The organism is Cellulosimicrobium cellulans (assembly GCF_016921195.1).
Lineage (GTDB): Bacteria > Actinomycetota > Actinomycetes > Actinomycetales > Cellulomonadaceae > Cellulosimicrobium > Cellulosimicrobium cellulans_F.
Genome location: NZ_JAFGYF010000002.1, coordinates 594,167 through 605,270 on the forward strand (window position 1 = coordinate 594,167; position 11,104 = coordinate 605,270).

Consider the following 11,104-nt stretch of genomic DNA (forward strand, 5'->3'; position numbering starts at 1 on the left):
GTCAGCGGATCTCCGTGATCTCCGGCCCACGGGTCAGCGGGTCGAACGACGGCGTCTCCGGCGCCCCGGCGGGCGCCGTTGCCGCGGCGGCCGGGCCCTTGCCCGGCAGGTGCAGGGCGAGGAGGTCGCGCGGCGGGCGCGGGCTCTGGTCCCGCACGACGACGATGTTGGCGAACACGGACTCGAGCAGCCGGGCCTCGGCCGGGTCGACCGCCGCCTTGCCGGTGAGCACGCCGCGGAGGAACCAGCGCGGCCCGTCGACGCCCACGAAGCGCGCGGGCCGCACGCCGGGACGCCCGTCCGGCGTCTGCGCGGGGATGCGGGCGAGCAGCTCGCGTCCGAACGGGCCGGGGATGTCGTCGACCGTGCCGCCCTGCTTGGTCACCGACGCGGCGATCTCCCCGCGGATCTCGTCCCAGATGCCGTCCGTGCGCGGTGCGGCGAACGCCTGCACCTGGAGCCCGGACCCGGCGACGGCGCACGCCACGCCGGTGATGCGCTGGGTCTTCTTGTCGACCTCCATGCGCAGCTCCATCCCCGGCACGCCGGGCAGCCACACCGCGCCCAGGTCGAGGCGCGGCCCGCGCTCGGGCACCTGGGAGGAGTCGTACGGGCCGCGGGCCGGCTTCTCCTCGCTCGCCGCCTCGGCGGGCGCGCCGTCGTCGACCGGCGCGGACGCCGTGCGCGACGGCTCGGGCGACTCGGTCGGCTCGGACGACCTGGAGCGACGGAACAGACCCACGGAGGAACTCCTTCACCTGCCCGGCCCTCGGCCGGGACTCCTCACGGGGCGCTCGCCCCGCACTGCTTCCACACTAGCCCGCGCAGCGACGGTCCGGGTGCGACGTTCGCTGCGGGACGACGGGCGCGCGGCGGTCCGCGCCGGGCGCTCGTCGACGCCTCGTCAGGGCGCTGCCGTCCATCCGCCGCTCGACCCGAAGCCGCCCTCGCCCCGGTGCGAACCGGGCAGCCGCTCGGCCCGCACGAACCGCGCGCGCTCCACCTTCTGCACGACGAGCTGCGCGACCCGGTCGCCGCGGCGCAGGACGACGGTCTCCCGGGCGTCCGTGTTGAGCAGCGTCACCCTGATCTCGCCGCGGTACCCGGCGTCCACGGTGCCCGGCGCGTTGACGACCGTGAGGCCGTGCTTCGCGGCGAGGCCCGAACGCGGGTGCACGAACGCCGCGTAGCCGTCGGGCAGAGCGATCGAGACGCCCGTGGGAACCACGGCGCGCTGTCCCGGCGCCAGCTCGACGTCGACGGTCGTGACGAGGTCGGCGCCGGCGTCGCCCGGGTGGGCGTAGGACGGCAGGGGCACGTCGTCGAGGAGCGTGATGAGGACGTCGACGTCCCCGGTCTCGGGCTGGTGGTGGTTCGGCACCCGGCAGAGCCTAGTGGTCACGGGCAGGCCCGGCGAGCACGTCGGGCGACGCCCCGACTGCTGGGATGATGGACCCATGACGGACCCCGCCGACCGCAGCAGGCCCTCCTCGACCCCGGGAACCGCCGGGGCACCCGGCGCCGTGGGCGCGACGCCCTACCGCGAGCGACTCGTCCCAGGCGTCGGCGGCTGGGCCGCGGCCCTCGGGTTCGCCCTGGTCCTCGGGATCGCGCTGTGGCCCGCGAGCCAGGCGATCGCGCTGGGCGTGGGCGCGCTCGCGATGGTCGCGGGCGTCGCCGGGCTGTGGTGGACCTCCCCCGTCGTCGCGGTGGCGGACGGCGAGCTCCGCGCCGGTCGCGCGCACGTCCCCGTCTCGCTGCTCGGCCGGGTCACGACCCTCGACGCGGACGCGATGCGCGTCCAGCTCGGCCGACGCCTCGACGCCCGCGCCTACGTGTGCCTGCGTGCGTGGGCCCGTACCGGCGTGCACGTCGTGCTCGACGACCCGCAGGACCCGACGCCGTACTGGCTGGTCTCCACGCGGCACCCGCAGGGTCTCGCCGACGCGATCCGGGCCGCACGCACCGTCTGACGGACCCCACCGACGACGAAGGCCGCCGCCCCGGGGGAAGGGGCGACGGCCGTCGTGGGTCGTGCAGGTCAGGCGGCGCACTCGGAGCAGATCTGCTGCCCGTTCTTCTCGTACGCGAGCTGGCTGCGGTGGTGCACGAGGAAGCAGCTCGAGCACGTGAACTCGTCGGCCTGACGAGGCAGGACCCGGACGGAGAGCTCCTCGCCGGACAGGTCGGCACCGGGCAGCTCGAAACCCTCCGCCGCCTCGGTCTCGTCCTCGTCAACGACGCCCGAGCTCTTGTCGGAGCGACGAGCCTGGAGCTCCTGGAGCGAGTCCTCGCTGAGCTCCTCTTCACTCTTGCGGGGGGCGTCGTAGTCTGTTGCCATCTGTGGGGTCACTCTCCGGAGTATTCGTCGATCGCGACAGTGCCCGTCCGGGACCACCGGCGACGGCCGATCGTGCCGGGCGGCACAGGTGCGGGGCGCGGGGGCACCCCGTGACGTGTCGTGCCCCGAGGTCGTCGTGGCACGTGCACGCTGGTCAATGCACGGCGCACCGGAATTGTTCCCGGCGGGCCACCGGATTCTGCACCATTTCCCGGAGGGATGCACCCTGTGACGCCCCGCCCGCCCGGTGTCGTTCGTCACGGGCGGACACGGGGCACCCCGGCGCGGCGGAGCGGGAACGCTCCCAGCCCGCCGTGGGGCGCTCAGGCGTCCGAGTCGGCGTCCACGCCCTCGAGGATCCGGACGAGCCGGGCGACCGCCTCGGGCGGACCCGCGACGGTCATCTCACGGTCCGCCGCGCGCCCGCGCAGACCTGTCACACGCGCACCGGCCTCGTGCGCGACGAGGGCTCCCGCGGCCATGTCCCACGGGTTGAGGCCGCGCTCGTAGTACAGGTCGAGCTCGCCCGACGCGACGAGGCACAGGTCGATCGCCGCCGAGCCGAGCCGGCGGATGTCACGGACCTGAGGCAGGACCTCCACGAGGACCCGCGCCTGCGCCCGGCGGCGGTCGGCGTCGTACCCGAACCCCGTGCCCACGAGGCACTGCCCCAGGTCGGTCTCGGCGTTGACGCGCACGGGACGTCCGTCGACGGTCGCGCCCGCCCCCAGGCCCGCGGTCCACGTGCGACCGTCGACGACGGAGTGCACCGCGCCGGCGAGCACGGTCCACTCGAGCGGGTCCGGCGGGCCGACGACCGCGGCGACGGACACCGCGTACGACGCGACCCCGTAGAGGTAGTTGACGGTGCCGTCCACGGGATCGATCACCCACGTGATGCCCGAGGTGCCGGCCGAGGCGCCCTCCTCCTCGCCGAGGATCGCGTCGTCCGGGCGGGCCGCCGCGATCCCGCGGCGCAGGAGCGCCTCGGAGTCGGCGTCCATGCGCGTCACGACGTCCGTGGCCGTCGACTTGGTCGCCGCCACCTCGACGCGGTCCGGGCGACCGGACCGGACGAGGTCGCCGGCCTCGCGGGCGAGACGCTCGGCGAGGTCGCGCAAGTCGGCCACGGTCACGTCGTCGGGCTGTCGGGGGTCGTCGATGAAGAGGCGCACGGCTCACATCCTGCCCGACCCGCGGCGTGCGGTGCGACCCTCCCACGGGCCGGGCGCCGACCAGCCGAGGCGCAGGGACACGAGGCGGAAGCCGAACACGAGCGCGAGGACGGCCGCCTGGGACAGCAGCCCGAGGGCGCCGGCCTCCGCGAGCCCGGCGGTCAGCGCGGCGCCCGCGAGCGCCGGGATCGCGTAGAGCTGCTTGTCCTGGAACAGGAGCGGCGCCTCGTTGGTCAGCAGGTCGCGCAGGATGCCGCCGCCCACGCCCGTGATGACCCCTGCGAAGATCGCGGCGAGCGGTCCCACACCGTAGTCGAGGGCCTTCATCGTGCCGGACAGCACGAAGAGCGCGAGCGCGCCCGCGTCGAGCACGATGATGCTGCGCCGCAGCCGCTCGAGGCGCGGGTGCCAGAAGAACGTCACGACGCCCGCGAGGACGGCGACGGCGACGAGGCGCCAGTCCGAGATCCCGACCGGCGGGATGGCGCCGATGAGGACGTCGCGCAGCAGACCGCCGCCGAGACCCGCGACCCACGCGAGGACCAGGACGCCCACGAGGTCGAACCGCTTGCGCACCGCCGCGAGCCCGCCCGAGAGCGCCGCGAAGAACACACCGCCGAGCTCGAGGGCGTCGCCGGGCACGAGGTCGAGGATCACACCCGGCATCATCCCAGCCGCCCACCCGCGGGGCGCGGACGAGCCGCGCCGAGTCCGCGGCACACCGCGCGTGCTGCGCGGCTCGCGGGTGGGACGATGGCACCCTCGAGGGAGCGGTGACGCGGGTGTCGCGGTCCGCGGAGCCCGGGCGGCCGGGCTCGCGGCCCGGCACCGGGCGGCTGGACGCAGCGACCGGGCAGGCATCCGGAGCGGCACCGCGAGCGCCACCGGGCGCGGCGACACGGGAGGGTCCATGGACGAGCTGGAGCTGGTGAGACTGCACGAGGACGGGGAGCACCTCGTCCTGCGCGCGACGGGCGGCACGCAGTTCACGCTGCCGATCACCGAGTCGCTGCGCGCGGCCGTGCGACGCGACCGCCCGCACCTGGAGCACCTGCGCGCGGAGGGCGAGCGCAACCTCGCGCCCCGGGAGATCCAGGCCCGGCTGCGCGCCGGGGAGTCCGTCGAGACGGTCGCCGAGGCGGCGGGCCTCGGCGTCGAGCACGTGCGCCGCTTCGCAGGCCCGGTGGTCGCGGAGCAGGAGTACGTCGTCGACCGGGTCCGCGCCTCCCGCCAGGGGCACGACGAGGACGCACCGACCGTCGGCGAGCTCGTCGCCCAGCGGCTCGCGGCGCGCGACGTGCAACCCGACGCCGTCGAGTGGAGCGCGGCCCGCCAGCCCGGGGCGTCGTGGGTCGTGACGGCGACGTTCGAGGTCGGGACGGGCAGCAGGACCGCCCGCTGGGAGTACGACGCGGCGACGCGCGCGCTCCGGGCGCTCGACGACGAGGCTCGCTGGCTCTCGGGGACGGACGCCCCGCGCGACCCGAGCCCCGGGGCTGTCGCGGTGTTCGACGTCGACGCGACGGGGCGCGGCCGAGGGCTCCGCGCCGCTCCCCCGGCCGCTCCGACCCCCGACGACGGGACCGCCGAGCTCCTCGACGACCTGAGCCAGCGCCGGGGCGTGCGCCCGCACAAGGCCTCGGCGGGGCCGGTCGAGGTCGACGGGCAGGAGCCGTTCGAGGGCTTCGGCCCGCAGGCCGGCGCAGGTCCGGACCGGGGCGAGTCGCAGGACGGCTCTCGGGACGACGCGGCCACGTCTGCCGGGGCGACCGTCGTCCACCTCCCGACGATCCGTCCGCTCGACGCGGTGCGCCTGCCGGAGCCGGCGCTCGGGAACGCCCGGGACGACGCGGGCCCGGATCCGGAGGACGGCGCGGGCGAGCGTCCGTCGCGCGACGAGAGTCCGGGCGACGGCGCCACCCCCGCGGACGCGGACGACCCGCCGCGTGCGGCGCGCCCCCAGACCGCGCGCGAGCCCCGCAAGGGGAAGAACCGCTCGCGCGCGAAGGTCCCGAGCTGGGACGAGATCGTGTTCGGGGCGCGCCCGGAGTAGTCGGCCCGGCGCCGCTCGAGCGCGCGGGCTCAGCGCGGCAGGTCGAGCGGCAGCCCGTCGGACGCCGCCTGGCGGCGTGCGAGGGCCGTCGTCATGCGGCGCATGTGGTGGCGGCGGCACAGCACCTCGTAGCCGACCTCGCCCGAGCCCGCCCCGACGTCACCGACGACGACCTGGTCGCCCTCGACGACCATCCTCCCGTCGACCGTCCGCGCGTTGTGCGTCGCGCGCCGGCCGCACCAGCACAGCGACTCGACCTGGAGCACCTCGACGCGGTCGGCGAGCTCGATGAGACGGGCCGAGCCGGGGAAGAGCCGGGTGCGGAAGTCGGCGGTGATGCCGAAGGCGAAGACGTCCATCTCCGTCTCGTCGACGAGCCGCGCGAGCTGCTCGACCTGCGCCGGGGAGTAGAACTGCGCCTCGTCGCAGACGAGGTAGTCGACCGGCTCCGGCTCGGCCGTGACGAGCGACCAGAAGTCGGTGTCGTCCCGCACCTCGCGCGCCACGACCTCGAGCCCGAGCCGGGAGGAGAGCCGGTCGGTCCCCGCCCGGTCGTTGCGGGAGAAGATCAGCCCGCGACGACCGCGCGCGGCGTGGTTGTGGTCGAGCTGGAGGGCGAGGGTGGACTTGCCGCAGTCCATGGTCCCGGAGAAGAAGACGAGCTCGGCCATCGGGGCGTTCCTTCGCGAGGTCGGTCGGAGCGGGGGTCGCGGACGGGCCGGGCCGTCGCCTGGAGCGGCGACGGGCGGCGCAGCGGTCAGGTGGCGGCGACGAGGAGCGGGACGCGCATCTCGCGCTCGGTGAGCGAGCCGTGCACCCCGACGAGCGCGAGCGACGCGGGCGTCTGGGTGCGCGAGTCGACGACGGTCGCCCGGCCCCGCAGCGCGACGATGACGTCGCCGGCGGCGGCGACCGCCTCCGTGCGGGGATCCGGCCCGAGCAGGCCGCGTGCGAGCACCTCCTCGCGCTCCAGGACGAGCGCGTCGTCGCCCAGGACGTCGCGCCAGCGTGCCGCGACGGCGGTCGTCTCCCCCGGGTCGGTGTAGACGTGCACCGCGCGCGGCTCGCCGCCCACGAGCGCGACGCCCCGCGCGAGCACCGGGTCGGTGGCGACGTCGCGGCGCAGCGCCGGGTCGACGTCGACCATGCCGTGGTCCGCGGTGACGAGCACGAGCGTGCCCTGCGGGACCGACCGGACGAGCCGGGCGAGCTCGCGGTCGAGCGCCTCGAGCTCGTCGCCCCACTGCCACGACGTGCTGCCGTGGTGGTGGCCCGCCTTGTCCACCTCGCCCCAGTACAGGTAGACGAGACCCGGCCGGGACAGCGCCCGCACCGCGGCGTCGACGCGCGCCGCGAGGCCCTCGGCCGCCGCGTACGACCCGCCGCGCAGGGCGGCGACCGTCATGCCGGACCCGGCGAACCGTGCCGGGCCGGTCGAGGTCACGGCGACGTCCGCCGCGGCGAGCCGCTCGAGCACCGGGGTCTCGCGCTGGAGCTCCGCCGGGGCCGGCGCACCCTCCCACGACACCATGTTGGCGAGCCCGCCCGTCGCGGGGTTGCGCTGCGTGTACCCGAGCATGCCGGTGCGACCGGGGGCCGTGCCGGTGCCGAACGCGCCGATCGCGGCGGCCGTGGTGCTGGGAAAGGTCGAGGTGAGCGCCCGCGCGTCGGGCAGGAGCGAGCGCAGGAACGGCGCGTGCCCGGCGCGCTCTGCGAGGTTGACGTGGCCCAGACCGTCGACGAGGACGACGCACACGCGCTCGGCGCGCGGCAGGTCGAGCGCCGCGCGCGCCGCCTCGCTCCCGATCCCCGTGGCGGTCGTGAAGCGGACGCCGAGCGCGCCGGCGGCTCCCGGGAGGACGGCGGCGAGGCCACCGAGCCCGAGGTCGGGCGCGCGGAACCCGGCCGGGAGCGCCGGGGTGGTGGGGGCCTCGTCCGTGCGTGCCTCGCTCACCGGGCGCTGTGCCTCGCGGTGGCGCGCGAGAGCGCGCGCGCGAAGTCGACCGCGGCGCGCACGGCGTCGCGCCCCTCCGCCTCGGCGCTCACGCGGACGACGACGTCGTCCGGCGTGATCTGCCCCGTGAGCCCGTGGTCGGCGTCGCAGCTCGGGTCCGCGCACCCCGCGGGCTCGAGGTCGACGCGCGAGACCGCGCCCCAGCCGAGGGCGAGCGTCACCTCGAGCGGTGCCGCGCCCGCGCGGTGCTCGTGGGGCTCGGCCACGACGTGCGTGAGCGAGACGGACCGTACCTCGGCGAGCGGCACCGACTCCGTCGTGGCCGCGGCGGACGCGGACGGGTTCTCGCTGTCGGCGGGGTGGTCGTCGACGTGCGCCGTGACGAGCCGCGTGGGGGTCAGCACCAGCACCGTGAGGTGGCGTCGTACCTCGGACGCGTCGAACGTCGTCTCCGGGAGGACGAGGTGCGAGACGATCTCCTCCCCCGCGACCGCGAGGTCGAGGACGTCCGCGACGAGCTCCGGGTAGTAGCCGGCGCGGTGGAGCTGGGTCGTCAGATGGGTCCAGGCGTTCGAGGTTGCAGAGGGCACCCGCGCATTCTCCCATCCGCCGCCCGGCCGCGGCCAGCCGCGGTCGCGGCCCGGGGACGGACGGACGGACGGACGGACGGACGTCAGCCTGGCAGGGCGCGGCGCAGCGCGTCGGCCCGCTGGGCGTCGGCGAGCGTGACGCGCGCGCTGAGGACCGCGGCCCCGTGCTCGGACACGACGACGGGGTACAGCTCGAGGCTGCGGACCTCGGGCAGGTCGTCCGCGAGCACGGACACGCGCGCCAGGACGTCCTCCAGCGCCGCCGTCGCCACGACGTGCGTGCCCATGTACCCGAAGAGCCGCGGCGCGGCCCGCACCGAGCGCACCATGGCCGCGACGTCGACGTCGGTCAGCGGCGGCACCCCGTACGCGACGTCACCAAGGAGGTCGACCGCGTCGCCCGCGAGCCCGAACGAGACGACCGGGCCGAAGAGCTGGTCCTCGGTCGAGCGGACCACGCACGCGACACCCGCGTCCGCCATCGCCTGCACCTCGAAGGGCTCGTCGGCGGCCCCCGGGAGCACCGCCGCGAGCGCCTCCCGCATCTGCGCGACGTCCGTCCGCAGCTCGGTCTCGTCCGCGATGTCGAGCCGCACGCCACCGAGGTCGGCGCGGTGCCGCAGGCCGGCCGCCGTGCTCTTGAGCGCGACGGGCCAGCCGATCTCCCGGGCGGCCTCGACCGCCTCGTCGGCCGTGCGGACGCGGCGGGCCGGCCACACGCGCACGCCGTAGCACGCGAGCAGGTCGGCCGTGGCCGCGGGGTCGAGGTCGACGGCGTCCCGGTCCGCGAGCGCCTGCTCGACGAGCGCTCGGGCGCGGGCCGGGTCGACGCCTGCGGGGCGCACGGGCGTCCCGTGGTCGGCCTCGCGCCAGCGCGCGTAGCGGACGACGGCGCCCAGCGCGGCCACCGCGTCCTCGGGCGTCGAGTAGGCGGGGACGCGCAGGGGGGCCTCGGCCGCGCCGCCCTCGCAGGCCTCGGGGGCCGGGACCGACAGCTCGTCGGTCAGGCCGTGGAGCCCGAGCATGCTCGCGACGGTCGTGCGGCCGGTCCGCGCGGCTGCGAGCGCCACGGCACGACTGACGTCCTCGCGGCGAGCGTGCACCACGGGGACCTGGACGACGACGACGACGTCGCACGCGTCGGGCGCGTAGAGCGCCTCGACCGTGGCGGCCACCTCGTCCGACGACGCGTCCTCGGGCAGGAAGTCCGACCGCGCGACGACGAGCCCCGCCGACGACGACGCCTCCGCGACGAGCGCGGCGAGCGACGCCGAGCTGGCGAGGATGCCGACGCGGCGCCCGCGCGGGAGCGGCTGGTGCGCGAGGAGCTGGGCGATGTCGATCATGTGGTGCGTGTTCTCGGCCCGGATCACGCCCGACTGGCGCAGCATCTCCTCGAGCGTGCGGCGCGGCGCGCGCGTCGAGCGCACGGCGTGGCCCGGCGGCACGACCTGCCCCGAGCGCCCCGCCGTGACGACCACGACGGGTTTGACCGACGCGAGCCGGCGCGCGATCCGCGAGAACTTGCGCGGGTTGCCGATCGACTCGAGGTACAGGCAGACCACCTGCGTCGCGGCGTCGTCCTGCCAGTACTGCATGAGGTCGTTGCCGGACACGTCGGCCCGGTGCCCCGCGGACAGGAACGACGACACGCCCAGCCCGCGCCGCGCCGTCGTCGCGAGCAGCGTGACGGCCATGGGCGCCGACTGGCTGAACAGGCCGACGACGCCGGGCCGCGGCAGGTCCTCGGCGAGCGTCGCCGCGAGCGCCGGCCGCCCACGCTCCTCGCCCGTGCGCAGCAGGCCGTAGCTCGCGGGCCCGACGACGCGCAGCCCTGCGATGTGCGCGACGCGCAGGAGCTCGCGCTGCAGCGCGAGCCCCTCGGGTCCGGTCTCCGCGAACCCGGCGGACAGCACGACGACGCCGCGCACCTCGAGGCGCGCGAGCTGGCGGACCGTCTCGATCGCGTCCGGCGGCGGGAGGGCGACGACCGCGAGGTCGACCGGGCCGGGGACGTCGGCGAGGGTCGCGTGCGCGAGGGGTGCCGCCGGCCCGCCGTCGGGCACGTCCGCACCGACGCCCACGACGTGGACCGTCACGTCCGGGCTGCGTACGAGAGCGGCGAGGGCGCGGTGCGCGAGGACGCGGTCGAGGGGTGCGCCGTCGTCGTCGGGTCCGTCGCCGGGCGGCACGCCGGGTCCCACGAGCACGACGCTCGTGGCGCCGAACAGGCCCTGCATGCTCCGAGCCTCCGCGCGGTGCTCGCGGTCCGCCATGACGGCCCGCGACCGTTCCGTGGGGTCGAGGTCGACGCTCACCTGGACGAACCCGTCGTCCATCTGCTGGCGCACGTCGTACCCGGCCTCGCGGAAGACGGCGAGCATCTTGCCGTTCTGGGGCAGGACCTCGGCCGTGAAGCGGCGCACGCCACGCTCGCGCGCCGCCGCGGCGACGTGCTCGAGCAGCACGGAACCCAACCCCCTGCCCTGGGCCGAGTCGGCGATGTTGAAGGCGACCTCGGCCTCTGCCGCGCCGGTGCGGTCGAAGCGCGCGACGCCGATGATGTCCTCGCCGACGTCACCGGCCGTCGATCCCGCCCCCGGCTCGGCGGTACCGGCGGGCGCGCCGTCGCGCGGGCGGACCGCGACCAGCGCGACGCGGTCGACGTGGTCCACGCGCGTGAACCGCTCCAGGTCGCGCTCCGACAGCCGCTCCATGGGGGCGAAGAAGCGCAGGTACGTCGAACGCTCGGACTGCCCGACGTGGAAGCGCTGGAGCGCCTCGGCGTCCTCGGGGCGGATCGGGCGCACGTGGGTCGTCGTCCCGTCGCGCAGGACGACGTCCGCCTCCCACTCCACCGGGTACCGGTCCGGGCCCCGCCCGGCTGCGCCGCCGTCTCTCACGCCCCCAGGCTATGCGGCGCCGGGCGCGGTGCGCCTGCGCCACCCCGGCCCGACCCGGGAGGACAATGGTCCTCCGAGAGACCTCGTG

11 protein-coding genes are annotated in these 11,104 nt (G+C 76.4%); 2 read left to right on the forward strand and 9 right to left on the reverse strand.

Annotation, left to right across the window (positions count from 1 at the left end; genetic code table 11):
* Position 1: 1 nt before the first annotated feature.
* Both JN535_RS07715 and dut read right to left on the reverse strand, forming a co-directional pair.
* Positions 2-742: a DUF3710 domain-containing protein gene (locus JN535_RS07715; RefSeq protein WP_205204486.1), complete on the reverse strand. Its 741-nt coding sequence runs from the start codon at positions 740-742 to the stop codon at positions 2-4.
* Between the two features lie 162 nt (positions 743-904).
* Positions 905-1,381, reverse strand: coding sequence for a dUTP diphosphatase (gene dut / locus JN535_RS07720; protein ID WP_307868377.1), 477 nt, complete (start codon positions 1,379-1,381; stop codon positions 905-907).
* A 76-nt stretch (positions 1,382-1,457) separates the two neighbouring features.
* On the opposite strand from dut, the gene JN535_RS07725 reads away from it, so the two are divergent.
* Positions 1,458-1,973 carry a DUF3093 domain-containing protein gene (locus JN535_RS07725; protein ID WP_205204490.1) on the forward strand — a complete coding sequence of 172 codons (516 nt, stop codon included), beginning with the start codon at positions 1,458-1,460 and terminating at the stop codon, positions 1,971-1,973.
* A 68-nt stretch (positions 1,974-2,041) separates the two neighbouring features.
* Here the strand turns inward: JN535_RS07725 and JN535_RS07730 are convergent, their stop codons facing one another.
* The 3 genes from JN535_RS07730 to JN535_RS07740 form a co-directional block, all read right to left on the reverse strand.
* Complete coding sequence (locus tag JN535_RS07730; protein WP_047234722.1) at positions 2,042-2,341, reverse strand: DUF4193 domain-containing protein; 300 nt, start codon at positions 2,339-2,341, stop codon at positions 2,042-2,044.
* Positions 2,342-2,664: 323 nt separating this feature from the next.
* Complete coding sequence (locus tag JN535_RS07735) at positions 2,665-3,516, reverse strand: inositol monophosphatase family protein (protein WP_307868378.1); 852 nt, start codon at positions 3,514-3,516, stop codon at positions 2,665-2,667.
* Positions 3,517-3,519: 3 nt separating this feature from the next.
* Positions 3,520-4,173: a trimeric intracellular cation channel family protein gene (locus tag JN535_RS07740; RefSeq protein ID WP_307868381.1), complete on the reverse strand. Its 654-nt coding sequence runs from the start codon at positions 4,171-4,173 to the stop codon at positions 3,520-3,522.
* 253 nt (positions 4,174-4,426) lie between these two features.
* On the opposite strand from JN535_RS07740, the gene sepH reads away from it, so the two are divergent.
* Positions 4,427-5,569 (forward strand): septation protein SepH, encoded by a 1,143-nt coding sequence (sepH, locus tag JN535_RS07745; protein ID WP_205204495.1) that lies wholly within the window; start codon positions 4,427-4,429, stop codon positions 5,567-5,569.
* Between the two features lie 29 nt (positions 5,570-5,598).
* Here the strand turns inward: sepH and JN535_RS07750 are convergent, their stop codons facing one another.
* The 4 genes from JN535_RS07750 to JN535_RS07765 form a co-directional block, all read right to left on the reverse strand.
* Positions 5,599-6,240 (reverse strand): thymidine kinase, encoded by a 642-nt coding sequence (locus JN535_RS07750; protein ID WP_205204496.1) that lies wholly within the window; start codon positions 6,238-6,240, stop codon positions 5,599-5,601.
* Between the two features lie 86 nt (positions 6,241-6,326).
* Positions 6,327-7,523 carry an alkaline phosphatase family protein gene (locus JN535_RS07755; protein WP_205204498.1) on the reverse strand — a complete coding sequence of 399 codons (1,197 nt, stop codon included), beginning with the start codon at positions 7,521-7,523 and terminating at the stop codon, positions 6,327-6,329.
* Positions 7,520-8,113: a DUF5998 family protein gene (locus tag JN535_RS07760; protein ID WP_205204500.1), complete on the reverse strand. Its 594-nt coding sequence runs from the start codon at positions 8,111-8,113 to the stop codon at positions 7,520-7,522. Before JN535_RS07760 ends, JN535_RS07755 begins: the two co-directional genes overlap by 4 nt.
* A gap of 83 nt (positions 8,114-8,196) precedes the next feature.
* On the reverse strand, positions 8,197-11,016 hold the full coding sequence (locus JN535_RS07765) for a bifunctional acetate--CoA ligase family protein/GNAT family N-acetyltransferase (protein WP_205204510.1): 2,820 nt from the start codon (positions 11,014-11,016) through the stop codon (positions 8,197-8,199).
* Between the last annotated feature and the right edge of the window lie 88 nt (positions 11,017-11,104).

Excerpts from the sequence above, each read along its gene's own strand:
- JN535_RS07730 (WP_047234722.1), bottom strand. The coding sequence starts at position 2,341 with ATGGCAACAGACTACGACGCCCCCCGCAAGAGTGAAGAGGAGCTCAGC.
- sepH (WP_205204495.1), top strand. The coding sequence starts at position 4,427 with ATGGACGAGCTGGAGCTGGTGAGACTGCACGAGGACGGGGAGCACCTC.
- JN535_RS07750 (WP_205204496.1), bottom strand. The coding sequence starts at position 6,240 with ATGGCCGAGCTCGTCTTCTTCTCCGGGACCATGGACTGCGGCAAGTCC.
- JN535_RS07725 (WP_205204490.1), top strand. The coding sequence starts at position 1,458 with ATGACGGACCCCGCCGACCGCAGCAGGCCCTCCTCGACCCCGGGAACC.